This window comes from Undibacterium pigrum, assembly GCF_003201815.1.
In the GTDB taxonomy this organism is placed as follows: domain Bacteria; phylum Pseudomonadota; class Gammaproteobacteria; order Burkholderiales; family Burkholderiaceae_D; genus Undibacterium; species Undibacterium pigrum.
Genome location: NZ_QJKB01000008.1, coordinates 20,520 through 37,781, shown reverse-complemented (window position 1 = coordinate 37,781; position 17,262 = coordinate 20,520). Strand labels below are relative to the sequence as shown.

Here is a 17,262-nt window from a genome sequence, read left to right as displayed (position 1 = left end):
AAGTCCTTTTGCAGCCTGCTTTTTTTGCTCCTCACTTTCTTCATGAGTGCAGCACAGGCACAAACAGCAAAAAAGCCCGGCACCAGCACTAGCACTAGCACCAGTGAAAGGCTGACACTGATACGCGAGCGCGGTGCCATTATCGTCGGTGTCAAAACTGATTACCCTCCGTTTGGCATGCTTGATGAAAATGGCGTACCGGAAGGTTTCGAGCATGATCTGGCTGCCGATATCGCCAGGCGCCTGGGCGTACAACTGCGCAAGGTCAGCGTCAGCGGCAGCAACCGCCTGCAAAAATTGCAGGAAGGTGTCATCGACCTGGTTCTTGCCACAACCGGTGACACTGCCGAACGCCGCCAGATTGTCACCATGATAGAGCCTAATTATTATGCGTCTGGTGTCACCCTGTTCATGCCGCCGACGGCCAATATCAAGGACTGGGCAGATACCCGCGGCCATCTCGTCTGCGCCACCCAGGGTTCCTACTTCAACCGCATCATGCAACAACGTTATCTGATGGAATTGCAGATGTATAACAATGCCAGGGATGCCAAACTGGCTGTCAAGGATGGACGATGCATAGGCTATCTGTTCGACAACACAGCCGTCATCAATGATTTGGCCAATCCCGAATGGAAAGGCTATAAGGCTCCCTTGCCACCTACCCTGAGCACGCCCTGGGCGATGGCCATCAGCAAGAGTGAAAAAGGTACGGAATTTGAGAATATGCTGGCAGATATCGTCGCCGACTGGCATCGTAGCGGTTTTTTGCAGGAGCGGGAAAAAGCCTGGGGTATTCCTCCGTCAAAATTCCTGGCAGATACCCACGTACTCTGGCAAAAGAATGACAGCGACAATGCCAGCTTTTGCCGCCGCCTGCCTGATGGTAACTGGCGGGCAGAATGCCGCAACCAGGTATTCCTGACATCGACAGATGTGGGTGGTCTGGCGCAACTGGGTTTATGGCTCAATGAAGCCACGGGCATCAACCTGACCCTGGTATATGACAGCTTTGACCGCAGCCAGTTCTTTTATGGCTTGCTGGTGACGCTGGCTCTCACTGCCCTGTGCATCAGCTGCAGCCTCTTGCTGGGTTGGGCTGGAGCGGTGTTTGCAGAATCCAGAATATGGCTATTGTCTGCCACGGCACGCCTGCTGGGCACGATAGGCCGCATGACACCTCCCCTGTTGTGCATGTATCTGCTGCTGTTTGGTATCGGCGCAATACTTAGTGAATCTGTCGGCATAGCACTGCCTGCCTTTGGCGTGGTGGTGTTTTGCCTCAGTGTGTATACCGGTGCTGGCGTCATGACGGCCTTACTGGATGCGGCAACGGCTTACCGTTTGCAGCATGGTGAATTTCGCCTGCGTTTTGCCAACACCTCACTAATCGCCAGGCTGGCCAGCGGCTCGGTCACGGCTTCGCTCATCAATGTATCCAAAGCCACCATGATGGCTTCTGCCGTAGCAGTGCCAGAACTATTGTCAGCCACCACGTCCATCATCAATGAACGTGGCAATGTCGGCGTCATGATGAATGCCCTGCTGTTAACCTTCTTATTGATCATCTTTGCTGTAGTGCGCCTCATACGCCAGCTTGAACAAAAAATCCTGGCGAGGCTAGCATGATGGAAACCACAGAGATTTTCCAGCATCTGCTGACCTGGACGCCATTCTTGCTTGGCGGCTTTGCCATGAATATCTGGATATCCATCGTCGCCATGGTGATAGGTACGGGCATAGGCTGGCTGCTGGCATCATTGCGCCTGTCCACCCATCCACGCCGTGTCAAAGTCAGCCTGGTGGCGACCGAGTTTTCGCGCAGCATTCCGACTATCGTGTTCCAGTTTTACCTGGCCTTCATGCTGCCGTCCGAGATATTGCTGCCTTATTTCAAGACCATCATCAGCTTTCCAGTGTGGATCAAGGCAGCGCTGGCATTGGCGATTGCCGTCATCGGTTTCACCAGCGATAACCTCACCATCGCCATGGATGAATGGAAGAAAGGCAATCACCATGCGGCCTTCCTGTTCATCCCCAGCTGGACCAGCTATGCACTCATCATCGTCATGGCATCGAGCACCGCTTCCATCATCGGTGTCAGCGAACTCGTCAGCCGCTGCAATACCGTCATCAATGCGACGGGCAACACACGCTTGATGCTGCCGATTTATCTGTATGCCTGTTTGTTCTTCTTTTGTTTTTGTTATCCGCTGACTTTGTTGATGAGGCGGATTTCGAGGCAGTTGAAGTTGCGGTATGGGATGGAGAGTTGAGTGGCGTAGATTAAGCAATCTCGTAGGTTGGGCTACGCCTTACCAGCCCAACACTCGGCCTCAACAAACGTATACGTCATTTAAACGCCCAGTGTTGGGCTGGTGAAGCGTAGCCCAACCTACGAGAAGCAAATTTCGGCCCTTAACTCCAACTCAAATCCGTATGCGTCAACGGCAACTGCCTGACCCGCTTGCCGGTCGCTGCAAAAATCGCATTGCACACCGCCGGGGCCAGCGGCGGGAAGGCTGGCTCGCCCAGGCCTGTCACAGGAAAATCCGTCTTCAGGAAATGCGCCTCGATCTTGGTATAGCTATCCTTGATGCGCAGCAAAGGGTATTCATTGAAATTACCCTGCACGACACGGCCACGCTGGATATCGAGTTCAGGATACATCAGGGTGCTGATACCATCGAGGACCGAGCCTTGCACCTGGTGTTCAGCACCACTGAGGTTGACGATCTGCGAACCTATATCCGTCACCACGACCACCCTGTCGACCTTGAGTTCGCCCTGCTTGCTGACAGTGACTTCGGCCACTTCAGCAATATAGCCGCGATGGCTGAAGTGGAAGGCAATGCCCTGCCCCTGGCCTCGTGGGAATTTCTTCTTACCCCAGTCTGCCTTGAGTGCCACTTCCTGCAAGACCCGTCTCATGCGCCCCACATGATAAGGCTGGCCGCGCTCACCTGTGCCAGGCATGATTTCCTTGTCACCAAGAATATCCAGGCGAAACTCCATGGGATCACGGCCTGCTGCATGAGCCAGTTCATCAATAAAGCTATGGAAGACCCAGGCAAACACATTGCTGCCCGGTGCACGCCACGGCCCCATGGGGATATGGCTTTCCATCAGCGTCTGTTCCAGCAGGCAGTTTTCCAGCCAGCGACCAGGGAATTCATCGCCCGACAAGCTGGCACCACTACCCGCCTGTAATTGCGACTTTCCATCCCGCATGACTTTATTGCCAAAGCTGACGAAGTGATTGTGCCAGGCTGTGAGCTTGCCCTTGTCATCCAGCCCACCGCGCAGGAAGTGGAAACCGCCTGCACGGAAATGATCATGTCGCATATCATCTTCGCGTGACCAGGTCAGCTTGACCGGTGCATTGACGCGTTTGGCGATCGCGGCAGCTTCTACAATAAAGTCAGAACTCAGTCGACGGCCAAAACCACCACCGCTACGGGTGATATGCAGCTTGATTTTTTCCTTGGGCATGGCCAGTACATCGGCCACCAGCGCCTGGCCAGATTCTGGCAATTGCGTTGGTGCCCAGATTTCCAGACTGCTGTCCTGGGTATTGTAGGCTGCCGTGCAATTTTGCGGCTCCATGCTGGCATGCGAGATAAAGGGGTAGCTATATGCAGCTTCCACCGTCCTGGCAGCCTTACCCAGCGCTGCGGCAACATCACCATCCTTGCGCAAGCTGGTCGTACCGGGTTGCGTAGCCAGTTTTTTGGCCTGCGCAGTAAAGTCTGCCCAACTGGCATTCGCACCCTTGCCTTCATCCCATTTCACTTCCAGCAGCTTGCGGGCACTGAAGGCAGCCCAGGTGGTTTCAGCAATAATGGCGACACCAGGCATGAGGCCACGCAGGTTATCCGTGCCTTCAATAACAAAAGCATCCTTGACACCGGGCTGTGCCTTGATATGCTCAAGATTGGCGCTGAGAACCTTGCCGCCAAATACCGGGCATTTTTCATAAACGGCATATAGCATGCCGGGCAATTTCACATCAATACCAAACAAGGGCTTGCCAGTGACTATCGCCGGATTATCGACACCGCCTATACGCGTGCCCAGCAATTTGAATTGTGCCGGGTCCTTGAGTTTGACATCCTTTGCATCAGGCACAGGCAATGTGGCAGCTTTGGCGGCCAGGGCTGCATACGTCAGTTTGCGCTGGCTGGCGGCGTGATGTACCGCACTGTCAGCCGCATGGCATTCAGATGCGGGCACATTCCAGGTCTGGGCCGCCGCACTGACCAGCATGGTGCGCGCCGTGGCACCCAGCCTGTGGAATTCATTGTAATTGGTTGGCGTGGAGGTTGAACCGCCTGCCCCCTGGCTGCCATAAGCGGGATTGAGATCACCCTGGATGATGCGCACATCTTTCCAATTCACTTCCAGCTCTTCGGCTATCACCATCGGTAAAGACGTCTTGATGCCCTGGCCTATCTCTGGCTGTTTGGATACCAGGGTCACCGTTCCGTCACTGCCTATGCGTATCAGGGCATGCGGGACAAAGTCAGTTGATGACGGCAATGCAGCAGGCTTGCTGATCTGCGCCAGCGCACTGTCGCCAGCACCAAGGTAGGCCAATACCAGGCCACCGCCAGTAAATGCTGACATGCGTAAAAAGTCACGGCGTGCCGGAGAATTGACTTTTGGCTCAGCTGAAATATTTGCAGGTTTATTCATTTCGCCACCTTCTTCTTGCCATTAGCGATTTCTGCCGCCCTGTGTATGCCTGCCCGTATGCGTATATATGCTGCACAGCGACACAGATTGCCGCCCATGGCAGCGTCGATATCGGCATCTGTTGGATGGGGCTTGTCTTTGAGCAAGGCGGCAGCCGTCATGATCTGGCCTGCCTGGCAATAGCCGCATTGCGGCACGTCCAGCTCTTGCCAGGCAGTTTGCAGCGGGTGCATGGCTTTGGCATCCAGGCCTTCTATGGTAGTGATCTTTTGCTTGCTCATGGCAGATACCGGCACCAGACAGGAACGGGTGGGCGCACCATTGACATGCACGGTACAGGCACCGCACTGCCCCACGCCACAGCCATATTTGGTGCCAACCAGGTTCAGGCTGTCGCGCAGCGCCCATAGCAAGGGGGTATCAGGGGCAACATCCACCACCTGCGTCTTACCGTTGATATTCAAGTTATGTTTGCTCATGCTGAATCCGCCAAAGTTGAACAAGCCCGATCAGGCATGCCAGATTGTATGCTTTTTAAGCAAATCAGGTGTGGCGGTTTCAAATCAATACAATATGGGCGATTGTTATATACAAAGGAATACCAAGCAAAATATTGAATGGAAAGGTCAATCCCAATGACATACCCAAATACAGTGCAGGTGAGGCTTCAGGAATAGCAAAACGCAAAACAGCCGGCACTGCAATATACGAGGCGCTGGCAGCAAGGACCATCAACAGCGCAGCATCCCCCGCAGGCAAGCTGAACAAGCTTGCCATGCCTAGTGCAATTCCGGCATGGGCCAGCGGCGCCAGCAAGGAATAGGCGATCAGCAAGGGAGACTTTCCACGCACCTGTGCCAGGTTGCGTGCAGCCTTTAAGCCCATATCAAGCAGAAAGAACGCCAGCATGCCTTTGAACAGGTCGCCAGAAAATGGCTGCATCGATGCCTTGCCTGCGTCACCGGAAAGTACGCCTACCAGCATGGCGCCCAACAACAGCAACTGCGCACCATCTGTCAAGGACTCGTGCAATATCTTGCTTAACGTGGGTACAGTAGCACTCGCCCCTGCAGTCGCATGGCGCTTGCGCACTGTGTTTGCCACGATCACGGCGAACAGTATCGCTGGCGACTCCATCAGCGCCATCGCAGCCGCCATATGACCACCGTAATGCAAGCCCTTCACGTCCATGTACTGCACCGCGGTGATAAACGTGACGGCACTGACAGAACCGTAAGTCGCCGCCACAGCAACGGCGTCAAGGGCTGGCAAAATTCGCTTCAAGGCCAGATAAGCCAAAGCAGGAACAATCAGCGCCAATGCGACCGCACAGCCCAGGCTGGTCACCAGTTGCAAGTTGAGACCAGAATGCGCCAGCGCAAAACCGCCCTTCAGACCCAGGGCCATGAGTAAATACAGCGACAGGAATTTGGCAATCTGAGAGGGAATCTCCAGATTTGATTTCATCAAGCCAGCCAGGATGCCAAAGACAAAAAAGAGGATGGCGGGGTCAAGTAAGCTCTGCATATCTGCCTTAAGTATATCGATGGCAGGCATGGTAAGCGCAGGCAATCATAAGGTAAAATCAATTTTATTAAATACAATCATAGATAAAAACCTATGAATATTACCTTTAGACAATTGCAAATCTTTATACGCCTGGCAGAGCTACGCAGCATCAGTGCTGTTGCACGCGCTTGTCATGTGACACAACCGACGGTATCCATGCAACTGAAAGAAATGACAGACACCATAGGTATCCCCTTATATGAAGTCATAGGCAAAAAATTGTACCTGACGAAGGCAGGCGAAGAATTGGCGAGCACCGCCCGCACTCTGGCTCATGAATGGGGCAGCTTTGAACAGCAAATCGCTGCAATGAAAGGATTGACCGAGGGCAGCTTGCGCGTAGCCGTGGTGAGCACTGCGAAATACTTTATCCCTCGCATGCTGGGCGACTTTTGCAGGGAGTATCCAGAAATTGATATCGCACTTGAAGTGCAAAACCGTGACGGCGTCGTCGAGCGTCTGAGAAACAATTTGGACGATATCTATATCATGTCCACTCCCCCTAAGGACATCGACGTCGTCAAACAAGTATTCTTGCCAAATCCACTGGTCGTGGTTGCGCCCTTGCACCATCCTCTGGCGGGGAAAAAACGGCTGCAATTTGCCCGGTTATTAAATGAGCGCTTCATCCTGCGTGAACGGGGCTCTGGCACCAGGCTGGCGTGCGAGCACTACTTTAGCGAAAATAAGATCACACCCGTAGTCAGACTGGAACTCGGCAGCAACGAGGCGATCAAACAAGCGGTTGCTGCCGACATGGGGCTGACCATACTGTCACGCCATGCCCTGGGTGATCATTTGAAAGATCAAAACCTGACCGTCCTGGACGTACAGGATTTTCCCATCATGTCTAACTGGTATATCGTTCACCTGCAAGGCAAACGCCTGTCTCCCATTGCCAGCAATTTTCTTGGCTACCTGAGCCAGCACGCGCAAGACAAGGTTTAGAGGTCAGATCAAGGCAAAATCACCAGCCCTGAATGCTGGAAAGAATTACGGTCACCACGGCGATAACTGCGGTAGACATGCTTGCCTTCTGCGGTTTTGCTGCACATGGTACAAGGCACGGCATGGTCTATCTCACTGATACCAATTTGCTGCAAGGCACGTCTGGCCAGTACATTCAGGTCAACGTGGCGGTAACGCGGGTTGATGGCTGATGCATCCAGCTCAGGGAATTGCCGCACAAAATCTGCCGCCAGTTCTTCACTGACCTCAAAGCAGCAAGGGCCTATATGCGCACCTATGGCCGCCACCCAGTCTTGCGGCTGTTCACCCTGGGCGGCCAGTTCCTGCCACAAAGCCTGCACCACGCCACCGACTATGCCGCGCCAGCCCGCATGGGCAACAGCGATCATCTTGCCATCGCGCCTGGCCAGCAGCACAGGCACGCAATCAGCAGTGATCACTGTCACGGGTATGCCCGGCAGGCGCGTGAAAAACGCATCAGCATCACCGCATTGCTGGTGTTTCTGCGTCACTTCCACCACGCGCATACCATGCACTTGCAGCTTGTTGGGTACAGTATCCCAATACCCGCTCAGGCTGGCAGGGACGAAGTCGCGTGCATTACCAAAGCCATAGCGTATGCCGGGAACGCTGGAAAGAACGCTGCTATGGTGCTGGCTCTGGTGACTAGGGTGGCTGCGATGCAAGGCTGGCTCCGGTAATTTTGTTGAGAGCAAGATTTTAGCGACTTTTTTATCCGGCATGTACAACAGGTTTCACTTTTAAATACCCACTACTGTTTTGCAGGATCGGCTTCAGCCGGGAAGCTCTGATTCAATATTCGCGGCTAAAGCCTCTCCTGCATGTCAACAGGAACTTAGTTGCAGGATACAAGTCTGATTCCATAATTCAGCATTGCCTTATTCCCAATCTACTCAATTCTCATACAGCGAGACAATAATGCGATCAATTGTAATCCCTGCCCTGGCCCTGCTATTTGCCTGTATCAGCCATGCCCAGGCTGCCGGTGAAACTTTGTACCCTGGCAAAACCTTGGCGCGCATCGCTTTATTAAAAGAAGGCACGCATCATTATCTGCGCTATTTCAAGGATGGCGACAGCAGCACGCCGCTGGATATCTGGTCGCGTGAGGTGTTGTTTGTGGAGCAGGATGGTGAACGCCGCATACGTATCCGGCAACGCTGGGATAGCGCAGGTAATCCGGCTGGCAATCCAGCACCAGCAGCCAAGCGCCTGGATTCCCTGGCACAGTTTCCCAGTTTCAAACCCATCAGCCACGAGCGTATCACCGACAAAGATGGCAAGCATATGGTCGAAGGCTTTATCTTTAGCGCCGACAAAATCACTGGCATGAAAGACCTGGCCGAGAACAGCCAGAAAGACTTCCTCATGCCATCAGCCGAACCCAGCTACAATTTTGAAACCGACCTGGAATTTTTCCAGACGCTGCCGCTTGCGCCGGGCTACGAAGCCAGGGTCAATTTCTACCACCCTGGCAGCACCACTGCACCAACTTACTATACCTTCAAAGTGACAGGTGAAGAAAGCATAGCCGGGCCAACTGGCAATGTCGATTGCTGGCTGGTGACCAGTGATTACAACCGCCCCGGATCGGTATCCAAATTCTGGTTTGCCAAGCAAAGCCAGATCATGCTAAGACAGGAAGGCAAGATGCCCGATGGACGCATTCTGGTCAAGGCGCTGATAGATTGACATAGTTGGCGTAGACAGAACCGACCAGTCGCCCCTCCAGCCAGAGTATCTTGACGGAAGATCATCACTGAGATAGCATCGGTCCCGATTTTTAATACCGGTGCTGGCCAGCGTGCTACTAAAAGTACCACCAAGAACACCATCATCTTCCATCAAGCCCAAGGCAAATTGTGACATCCCTATTTACCCATGCAAGGCTCACTACCTGGCTATTTTGCCTGATCACTTCAATGCTGGTCGCTGCCTTCAACACCCTGGCCTGGCGCATGACCGGGTTTAATCTTTTTTCTTTCTCTTATATGGTCTTGCTACCCATCGGCGCGCTTGTCATGGGTTTTGCTGCTCTGAGTGGCTTTTATCTGGGAGCGACAAGGTTCCATTTCCAGCCCCGCCATATTGATTTTGCCTTCTTGCTGATCGTCGCCGTCGCCTTTGCGGTGCAGATTTTTCTTGGCATCTACCTGTCTTTCTATTTCATGGGCAGCGTGCCACATCCATCGCTGGATTCTTTCATGGAATTCATTTCACTCTACGTGACCAGGGTAAAACACACCATGCATTTGGACAGGCACACCAGCGACTCCGTCGCGGCAGGTGGCGCAGGCTGGTATTTGCTAATGGTGCAAGTCATGGCCCTGTGCGCTGTAGCTCGTACCATCTATGGGGCAACAGACAGAAGCGGTAGTGCGCAGTGGGAATAAGAATACAAATAATTAACTACCCAGGCTCACTTTGAGGCTGAGTAGTAACCCGAAGGAGAATCGCGGCTGAAGCCGCTCCCACAAGGGCAAGACATCCTGGTGCTACCTGCTACCTTGTTTTGTTTTGCTTTACCTTTGTCTCAATAAACTGGCGCGCTTATCTGTCGCCAGTCATTCCCACATCGCCTATCACTGGAACGCTGCCAATACACAGCGTTTACCCGTCTCCACACAATTCCCATTGACATCCAGTTTTCAATACACTACTGTATTGAAAACAAAAGCGATATGGAGACTGTTGATGATGGAGAGAATCTGGACGCGCAGTTATAGCGCCGGGGTGCCGGCGGATATCGATGTGGCGGCGCTGACTTCGATAGGCGAGTATTTTGAACAGGCAGTCAAGACCTATGGCAAGCGCCGTGCCTTTATCAGTGGCAGCAGTGGCGTCAGCTATACCTATGATGAACTTGACCTGCTGTCGCGGCAGCTAGCCAGTTATTTCCAGAACCAGTTGAAATTACCCAAGGGTGCACGGGTGGCATTGATGATGCCGAATGTGCTGCAATACCCAATCTGCCTGTTTGGCCTCTTGCGGGCTGGTTATGTGGTGGTGAATGTCAACCCCATGTACACGCCGCGTGAGCTTGAGCATCAGTTGAAGGATAGCGGTGCAGTTGCCATGATTGTGGTGGAGCTGTTTGCTCATACATTGGAAAAAGTGATTGCCAATACCAGCGTCAAACATGTCATCGTCACTGGCCTGGCTGACATGATGCCAGCTGTGAAGCGCATGCTGGGTAATTTCCTGATACGCAAGGTCAGGAAAATGGTGCCGCCCTATAAACTGCCCGGGCATGTCAGTTTTCTGGATGTGCTGGCCCTGGGGAAGGCCAGTGACTACCGCAGCGTCAGGGTAGAACCGCATGAACTGGCTTTCCTGCAATATACCGGTGGCACGACGGGGGTGTCCAAGGGTGCCATGCTCAGTCACCTGAACATACTCGCCAATGCCAAGCAAGGTGAACTATGGAGTGCGCCTTTCCTCGACAAGTCGCAAGAAATCACCAGCATCACGGCGATACCGCTTTACCATATCTTTGCGCTTGGTTCCTGCCTGAGCTTTGTTGGACTCGGTGGCACCAATGTGCTGGTGGCTGATCCGCGCAAGATACCTGAATTTGTCAAAATACTGGCAAAGTATCCCTTTGTCTCCTTGCCTGCAGTGAATACCTTGTTCAATGGCCTCTTGAATGAGCCTGAATTTGCCAGGATCGATTTCAGCCAGCTACGTTTTGCCATAGGTGGTGGCGCAGCCGTGCAAAGGCCGGTGGCAGAACGCTGGCAGCAAGTCACCCGTTCGCCGCTGGTGGAAGGGTATGGCCTAACAGAATGTTCGCCTTCGGTCACTGTCAATCCGCTGGACATGAAAGAATACAGCGGCAGCATAGGTTTGCCCCTGCCCTCGACCTATGTCTCTATCCGCAATGACAGCGGGCAGGAATTACCGCCTGGTGAAGCTGGCGAATTATGCGTGCTGGGCCCGCAAGTCATGCAGGGTTACTGGCAGCGGCCGGAAGAAACCGCCAAGGTCATGACAGCCGATGGCTACCTGCGCACTGGCGATGTCGCCATCATGGATGAACAGGGCTTTTTGAAAATCGTCGACAGGATGAAGGACATGATCCTGGTGTCCGGCTTCAATGTCTACCCCAATGAAATTGAAGAAGTCGTCATGATGCATGCTGATGTCATGGAAGTGGCGGCCGTCGCCAAGGCCGATGCCCATGCGGGTGAAGTCGTGAAAATCTTTGTCGTCAAAAAGAACCCCACCTTGAATGAAGCAAGCTTGCTGGCCCACTGCCGCCAGCATCTGACAGGCTACAAAATCCCCAAGGAAATACGCTTTGTCGCCGAACTGCCCAAGAGTAATGTGGGCAAGATATTGCGACGTGAATTGCGCAACCTGGACTGAGGAAAAATCATGACTCAACTTGTCGTCCGCCGTTTGCTGATTGATCTGGCCGCCCCTATACCGGCACGCTGGAATGGCGGTGATGCCTTTCGCTCGGCCTTCTTCAATGCCTTGTCGATGAGTTTTCCTGTGGGCGAACAATACTTCATCGATTCTGTTAAAGCTGGTTTGAAGATCTTGCCAGATGCAGCACGCGCAAAGCATGAACAGGAAGTGCGTGGTTTCATAGGGCAAGAGGCAACCCACAGACGCATACACAGCCTGTTCAATGCCCATCTGGAGCAACTGGGGTTTCCGAATATCATAGAAAGGCGGGCCTTGCGGCGTCTGGAAAAAAATGCCCATCTCGATGTGCGCCTGCATCTGGCTGCTACGGCAGCGACTGAGCATTTCACCGCCATTCTGGCGAACTGGATGTTGCGTCATCCACATGCCTTGCAAGGCAGTGAAGACAGATTGAAAACCATGTGGCTATGGCATAGTGCAGAAGAGTCCGAGCATCGCTGCACCGCCTATGATATCTATCAGGCAGCAGGTGGTGACTACCCCAGGCGCATCAAGGTATTTCGCTATATCACCATGGTCTTCATGACAGACGTGCTATACCAGACCATGCGCAATCTCTGGCATGACAAGGCGCTGTTCAAGTTATCCAGCTGGCGCAGTGGCTGGGGTTTCCTGTTCGGCAAAGCTGGCATCATCAGTGCCAATCGCCAGGCCTGGCGTGATTATCTGGCTAAGGACTTTCACCCCGGCCAGCATGATGCCAGCCTCTCGCAGCAATGGCTGGCGGACAATGCAGGGCAATTTGCCGTGGTAGGCTGACTGCACTGAAGTAATAGCGAGCAAGCTCTACACAAAACACATCTAAAAAAACTGGCATGAAATTAAAATCCGTAACTCTGGTGACACTAGGCATTATTGCCGTCGCCGCTGGCACGCTGTATCTCAACCGCATCAATGTCTTGCGCTATTCACTGGGCTGGTACACTGATATCAAGCATCCGCGTAAAGCTTACAGGCCAGTGCAGTGGATGGACGGGCCTGCACAAACTGCAAGCACTACACCACGCCTGCCGAATGTGATCATCATCCTGGCAGATGACCTAGGTATCAATGATGTCAGCACCAATGGTGGCGGCTATACCAGCCAGGGCGCAGCAACGCCGCACATTGATTCCATTGCCCGTGATGGCGTCAATTTTATTGAAGGCTATTCTGGCGCTGCCGTCTGCACGGTATCGCGCGCAGCATTGCTGACTGGCCGTTATCCCTGGCGCTTTGGGGTAGAGTTCACGCCCCTGCCGGGTGCCATGGCCAGGGTGGTGACGAAGTTGAATACCGAAGCCGACCAACTGCATCCCACCCTCCTGAACAATGAAAGAATCCGGGAGATGAAAGACTTCGACGACCTGGGCATGCCAGCATCGGAAGTCACCATCGCAGAAGTCCTGAAGCAGCGCGGCTACCACAATATCCACATCGGCAAATGGCATCTCGGCAGCACCAAAGACATGCGGCCAAATAACCAGGGCTTTGATGAAAGCCTGTTCATGGAAAGTGGCCTTTACCTGCCGCAGAACAGTCCTGACGTGGTCAATTCCAAACAGGAATTTGATCCCATCGATCAATTCCTGTGGCCAAACATGCGCTTCGGTGTCAGCTATAACGGTGGCAAATGGTTTGAGCCAAATAAATACCTGACTGATTACTTCACCGACGAAGCCGTCGCCGCCATCGCAAAAAACAAAAACCGCCCCTTCTTCATGTATCTGGCGCACTGGGGCGTACATACGCCGCTGCAAGCCAGCAAGGCAGACTATGATGCTCTAAGCAGCATCAAAGATCACCGCCAGCGTGTCTATGCGGCCATGGTGCGATCTGTAGACCGCAGCGTTGGCAGGATACTGCAAACCCTGCGCGAACAAGGTCTTGAAGAAAATACCCTGGTGATTTTTTCCAGCGACAACGGCGCACCAGGTTATATAGGCTTGCCAGAAGTCAACCGCCCTTACCGTGGCTGGAAACTGACCCATTTCCAGGGCGGCATACGCGTACCCTATATGGCGAAATGGCCAGGCCACATCACCCCCGGCCAGCGTTATACGCAATCCGTCTCCAACATCGACATGCTACCCACCATCGCCGCTGCCACTGGAGCAGCACTCCCCACTGGCCGCAGCATAGACGGCATCAACCTCCTGCCCTACCTGGGCAGCCAGCCTGCCACACAAGCCCAGCGCCCCCTGTTCTGGCGCGACGGCGACTACCGCGCTGTGCTTTATCAGGGCTGGAAACTGATTTCATCGGAGCTACCTAAAAAAGACTGGCTATTCAACCTGCAAGCCGATCCTACAGAAAAAATCAACCTGGCAGCATTACAGCCAGAGAAATTGCGCGAACTAAAACTCATGCTGAGCAACCACCATGCCAACATGCCTGCATCACTATGGCCATCCCTGGTTGCCGCCCCGATCTACATAGACAAAACCCTGGACCAGCCGCGCGAAAAAACCGACGAGTACACTTACTGGGCAAATTGAAAGCGGGCCTTAGAACCTGCTTACGATCTTACTGCGCGAGCGTGATCGGGCCTCATGCGCTGCTCAAAATGCTCATGTACTTAAGTACATTCCGCTTTTTGCGCTGCTCTTCAACCCGCTGACGCCCGCTCGCTACAGATCGTAAACAGGTTCTTCGTGATAAGGTTCTTTAGAGCGAATGGCTAAGGCTGTTCGCTTTTTTTATGCGTAACGCGCACGACAAACAAGGGCACTGAAGGTCGATTGCTGTTGGGGTTGATGTTGCTGTTGGGGTTGATGTTGATGTTGATGTTGCTGTTGGGGTTGATGTTGCTTTTGAGTTTGACGTTGCCGTTGTTTTTGACGTTAGCAGTTCCCATGTGTAGACGCCGTTTGTGCTGTACAGAAAATGGATTAGAAATGCCCGTTGTTTGAGCGCAGCGAGTTTCGGGCATTTCCCATTTTTTGTGCTGCACAAACGGGAACCCCGAAGGGGCGGCTATGCCTGGGTCGCCTTTTTGGCCCACCTTTTTTGGCGAGACAAAAAGGTGGGTAGCCGCCGGTCTACCACCGGCCGGCAATCTTAAATGACGAGCGCGAGCATTTGAAAATCAAATCGCCCAAAGCACCAAGATTCAGAAGTTAATACACTTCATGACAGGCTAAGAACGCCACTGGATTCCAGCTAAGAACACGCTGGAATAACGTTAAATTTATTGCTCTTGTATTAAAAGTCTGTCAGCCAGAACAAACTAATCTTGCTAATTTTAAGGCTCAAAGAATCAGGCACTCCAGAAAATTATCGTCAAAAAAAAATCAGTGAATACAAAAACTCGATTGACACATTCAATACACATATGTACTGTTAACAAAAACCACCCACCATTAGATTAAACAAACACCACGCCGATGACCTCCAAACCCTACCAACTCCATGGCTGGCACCTGTCCTACTTCACCGGCAAAGTGATGTGCTATCTCAATTACAAAAAAATCCCTTACGACTATCAGCAGGTCAATTTCTGGACACTGACCAGAACTGGCAAACGCAAGACCGGTGAAGTCGTCATGCCCCTGCTTGTGACACCAGAAGAAACCTGGCTTCAGGATTCCAGCGTCATGATTGATCATCTGGAAGCGCGCTTTCCGCAAGCGCCGGTCATACCACATAGCCCGGTACAAAAATTTGCGTCTTACCTCATGGAAGCCTGGGGTGATGAATGGTGGGTGCCCATCGCCATGCACACGCGCTGGAATTACCCTGAAAACTATGCCCTGTTTGAACGTGAAGCAGGTGCTGCACTGCTGCCGCACTTCCCACGTTTTGTGCAAAAGCGGGCAGTCGCCTACATTGCCAGCAAGTTGCGTGGCATGCTACATGCGGTCGGCGTACGGCCTGAACAGCACAAGATGATGAATGAGTGGACCATCACCATGCTGGACTTGCTTGAGCAGCATTTCGCCAAGCACAATTATTTATTTGGCGATGCACCAACGATAGGAGACTTTGGCCTGGTGGGCACCATGTATGGTCATCTGGGACGTGACCCCTGGCCTGCGCGCGTGCTGGTCGCACCACGGCCCCAGCTGCGTGCCTGGATAGACAGGATGGCGTCTGGCAAAGCTGCAACTGGTCACTTGCTTGCTGATGACACACTTGCCGCTACCCTCACGCCTGTATTCAAAGCCATTTGCACAGAATTCATCCCCATGGTGGCGGCCATCAATGAACAGGTCAAAGCCGTGCAGGTGCAGATACAGCCAGGCAAGGCCTTGCCACGCAGGCTGGAGGAAATCAGCATGCCCATGGGTGGCCAACAGTTTTCGCGTGTCGCCTTGCCTTATACTTTGTGGATGGTACAGCGTTGCCTGGATCAGTTGGCAGCAATGAATGCGGCTGAACAGGCGAAAGTCAGGCTGTGGTTGCATTCAGTAGGTGGGGCAGACTTGCTGACACTGGACATACCGCGCCTGCGCCGGGTTGGCTTGCGTGTGGCCATTGAACACCAGCAGACCAACGATACCCGCATATTAAAAACAGCATAAGTCAAGATAAGGCAGGGCATGAGTAAAACCAGGCAGATATATATCACCATCGCAGCGATTATTCTTGTCGCCGTATTTGCTTTGGCGTTTTTAAAAAAGCCTGCTGTCGCTGAAAAAGCCGACAGCAAGGTACAGGTCACACCTGCCGTACCCACGCAATGCGCCACGCCCGCAGATCTGGCAGATAAAAAAAATGCCCCCCATCCTGGTATGGCCTGGATACCTGCAGGCCGCTTTGATATGGGTGACAGTAAATACCCGGAAGAATTGCCGGTACAGGAAGTGGCAGTCGAAGGCTTCTGGATGGACAAGACCGAAGTCAGCAATGCCGACTTTGCGGCCTTTGTCAAAGCCACAGGCTATGTCACTGTGGCAGAACGCCCTGTCGATGCAAGCCTGCACCCGGGCTTACCAGAAGACATGCGCAAACCCGGTGCTGTGGTCTTTGTCATGCCCAAAGATGCCGATGTAAATGGCCCTGCCAGCCAGTGGTGGCGTTACATTCCAGGAGCCAACTGGCGCCACCCAGGTGGGCCGGACACGACGATAACGGGCAAGGAAAACTTTCCGGTGGTGACAGTGACCTATGAAGACGCCCTCGCCTACGCCAAATGGAAAGGCCATAGCCTGCCTACAGAAGCGCAATGGGAATGGGCCGCACGCGGCGGCCAGGCCCAGGCTGGCATGGACCACGACCAACCCAAAAATGCGAATACCTGGCAAGGCCTGTTCCCTGTGCAAAATTCTGGTGATGATGGCTTTGTCGGCCTGGCACCGGTCGCCTGCTACGCACCAAATGCCTATGGTCTGCATGACATGATAGGCAATGTCTGGGAAATGACGGCCGATACATTCACACCAGACCACGCATCCCTGCGTTCACCTGACCAGCCAGCAAAGCGAAATGACGCTGCTGCCAGCCATGTCATCAAGGGCGGCTCTTACCTGTGCGCGCCCAATTACTGTGTACGCTACCGCACTGGCGCCAGACATGAACAAGAGGATGATCTGGCTGCCAGCCACCTCGGTTTTCGCACCATCTTGCAGGCAGCGCCGCCCAATCGCAATTAGT

Annotated in this window: 15 protein-coding genes; 10 read left to right on the top strand and 5 right to left on the bottom strand. The window is 53.3% G+C overall.

Annotated features, from left to right (window positions below; all coding sequences use genetic code 11):
* Positions 1 to 42: 42 nt before the first annotated feature.
* Both DFR42_RS20690 and DFR42_RS20685 read left to right on the top strand, forming a co-directional pair.
* Positions 43 to 1,629, top strand: coding sequence for a transporter substrate-binding domain-containing protein (locus DFR42_RS20690; RefSeq protein WP_170133609.1), 1,587 nt, complete (start codon positions 43 to 45; stop codon positions 1,627 to 1,629).
* Positions 1,626 to 2,276: a polar amino acid ABC transporter permease gene (locus DFR42_RS20685; RefSeq protein WP_110256944.1), complete on the top strand. Its 651-nt coding sequence runs from the start codon at positions 1,626 to 1,628 to the stop codon at positions 2,274 to 2,276. The genes DFR42_RS20690 and DFR42_RS20685 overlap by 4 nt, the downstream gene beginning before the upstream one ends.
* Positions 2,277 to 2,418: 142 nt before the next feature.
* Here the strand turns inward: DFR42_RS20685 and DFR42_RS20680 are convergent, their stop codons facing one another.
* The 3 genes from DFR42_RS20680 to DFR42_RS20670 form a co-directional block, all read right to left on the bottom strand.
* Complete coding sequence (locus DFR42_RS20680) at positions 2,419 to 4,695, bottom strand: xanthine dehydrogenase family protein molybdopterin-binding subunit (protein WP_110256943.1); 2,277 nt, start codon at positions 4,693 to 4,695, stop codon at positions 2,419 to 2,421.
* The gene (locus DFR42_RS20675; RefSeq protein WP_110256942.1) at positions 4,692 to 5,174 is read right to left on the bottom strand and encodes a (2Fe-2S)-binding protein; all 483 of its coding nucleotides are present in this window, start codon (positions 5,172 to 5,174) and stop codon (positions 4,692 to 4,694) included. Before DFR42_RS20675 ends, DFR42_RS20680 begins: the two co-directional genes overlap by 4 nt.
* A gap of 79 nt (positions 5,175 to 5,253) precedes the next feature.
* Entirely contained in the window at positions 5,254 to 6,222 is a 969-nt protein-coding gene (locus DFR42_RS20670) for a sodium-dependent bicarbonate transport family permease (RefSeq protein ID WP_110257119.1), read from the bottom strand.
* A gap of 93 nt (positions 6,223 to 6,315) precedes the next feature.
* On the opposite strand from DFR42_RS20670, the gene DFR42_RS20665 reads away from it, so the two are divergent.
* A complete protein-coding gene (locus DFR42_RS20665) occupies positions 6,316 to 7,212 on the top strand; it encodes a LysR family transcriptional regulator (protein WP_110256941.1) in 897 nt (298 codons plus the stop codon).
* A gap of 8 nt (positions 7,213 to 7,220) precedes the next feature.
* Here DFR42_RS20665 and pgeF read toward each other — a convergent pair whose 3' ends face one another.
* Entirely contained in the window at positions 7,221 to 7,919 is a 699-nt protein-coding gene (gene pgeF / locus DFR42_RS20660) for a peptidoglycan editing factor PgeF (RefSeq protein ID WP_170133608.1), read from the bottom strand.
* Positions 7,920 to 8,172: 253 nt separating this feature from the next.
* Between pgeF and DFR42_RS20655 the strand changes: the two genes are divergently transcribed.
* The 5 genes from DFR42_RS20655 (at position 8,173) to DFR42_RS20635 (ending at position 14,165) form a co-directional block, all read left to right on the top strand.
* Positions 8,173 to 8,946 carry a DUF3108 domain-containing protein gene (locus DFR42_RS20655; protein ID WP_110256939.1) on the top strand — a complete coding sequence of 258 codons (774 nt, stop codon included), beginning with the start codon at positions 8,173 to 8,175 and terminating at the stop codon, positions 8,944 to 8,946.
* Positions 8,947 to 9,116: 170 nt separating this feature from the next.
* On the top strand, positions 9,117 to 9,647 hold the full coding sequence (locus DFR42_RS20650) for a hypothetical protein (RefSeq protein ID WP_146218929.1): 531 nt from the start codon (positions 9,117 to 9,119) through the stop codon (positions 9,645 to 9,647).
* Between the two features lie 304 nt (positions 9,648 to 9,951).
* Complete coding sequence (locus DFR42_RS20645; RefSeq protein WP_110257118.1) at positions 9,952 to 11,622, top strand: AMP-binding protein; 1,671 nt, start codon at positions 9,952 to 9,954, stop codon at positions 11,620 to 11,622.
* A gap of 9 nt (positions 11,623 to 11,631) precedes the next feature.
* Entirely contained in the window at positions 11,632 to 12,447 is an 816-nt protein-coding gene (locus DFR42_RS20640; RefSeq protein ID WP_110256937.1) for a metal-dependent hydrolase, read from the top strand.
* A 56-nt stretch (positions 12,448 to 12,503) separates the two neighbouring features.
* Positions 12,504 to 14,165 carry a sulfatase-like hydrolase/transferase gene (locus DFR42_RS20635; RefSeq protein WP_110256936.1) on the top strand — a complete coding sequence of 554 codons (1,662 nt, stop codon included), beginning with the start codon at positions 12,504 to 12,506 and terminating at the stop codon, positions 14,163 to 14,165.
* Positions 14,166 to 14,347: 182 nt separating this feature from the next.
* Here the strand turns inward: DFR42_RS20635 and DFR42_RS20630 are convergent, their stop codons facing one another.
* Entirely contained in the window at positions 14,348 to 14,671 is a 324-nt protein-coding gene (locus tag DFR42_RS20630) for a hypothetical protein (RefSeq protein ID WP_170133607.1), read from the bottom strand.
* A 382-nt stretch (positions 14,672 to 15,053) separates the two neighbouring features.
* Here DFR42_RS20630 and DFR42_RS20625 point away from each other — a divergent pair, with 382 nt between their 5' ends.
* A complete protein-coding gene (locus DFR42_RS20625) occupies positions 15,054 to 16,190 on the top strand; it encodes a glutathione S-transferase family protein (RefSeq protein ID WP_110256934.1) in 1,137 nt (378 codons plus the stop codon).
* Between the two features lie 18 nt (positions 16,191 to 16,208).
* Positions 16,209 to 17,261 (top strand): formylglycine-generating enzyme family protein, encoded by a 1,053-nt coding sequence (locus tag DFR42_RS20620; protein ID WP_110256933.1) that lies wholly within the window; start codon positions 16,209 to 16,211, stop codon positions 17,259 to 17,261.
* The last annotated feature ends 1 nt before the right edge of the window (position 17,262 follow it).

What these genes read in the sequence shown, in the direction of transcription:
- DFR42_RS20690 (WP_170133609.1), top strand. Translation starts at nt 43, where the DNA reads ATGAGTGCAGCACAGGCACAAACAGCAAAAAAGCCCGGCACCAGCACT.
- DFR42_RS20685 (WP_110256944.1), top strand. Translation starts at nt 1,626, where the DNA reads ATGATGGAAACCACAGAGATTTTCCAGCATCTGCTGACCTGGACGCCA.
- DFR42_RS20680 (WP_110256943.1), bottom strand. Translation starts at nt 4,695, where the DNA reads ATGAATAAACCTGCAAATATTTCAGCTGAGCCAAAAGTCAATTCTCCG.
- DFR42_RS20675 (WP_110256942.1), bottom strand. Translation starts at nt 5,174, where the DNA reads ATGAGCAAACATAACTTGAATATCAACGGTAAGACGCAGGTGGTGGAT.
- DFR42_RS20670 (WP_110257119.1), bottom strand. Translation starts at nt 6,222, where the DNA reads ATGCAGAGCTTACTTGACCCCGCCATCCTCTTTTTTGTCTTTGGCATC.
- DFR42_RS20665 (WP_110256941.1), top strand. Translation starts at nt 6,316, where the DNA reads ATGAATATTACCTTTAGACAATTGCAAATCTTTATACGCCTGGCAGAG.
- DFR42_RS20655 (WP_110256939.1), top strand. Translation starts at nt 8,173, where the DNA reads ATGCGATCAATTGTAATCCCTGCCCTGGCCCTGCTATTTGCCTGTATC.
- DFR42_RS20645 (WP_110257118.1), top strand. Translation starts at nt 9,952, where the DNA reads ATGGAGAGAATCTGGACGCGCAGTTATAGCGCCGGGGTGCCGGCGGAT.
- DFR42_RS20640 (WP_110256937.1), top strand. Translation starts at nt 11,632, where the DNA reads ATGACTCAACTTGTCGTCCGCCGTTTGCTGATTGATCTGGCCGCCCCT.
- DFR42_RS20635 (WP_110256936.1), top strand. Translation starts at nt 12,504, where the DNA reads ATGAAATTAAAATCCGTAACTCTGGTGACACTAGGCATTATTGCCGTC.
- DFR42_RS20625 (WP_110256934.1), top strand. Translation starts at nt 15,054, where the DNA reads ATGACCTCCAAACCCTACCAACTCCATGGCTGGCACCTGTCCTACTTC.
- DFR42_RS20620 (WP_110256933.1), top strand. Translation starts at nt 16,209, where the DNA reads ATGAGTAAAACCAGGCAGATATATATCACCATCGCAGCGATTATTCTT.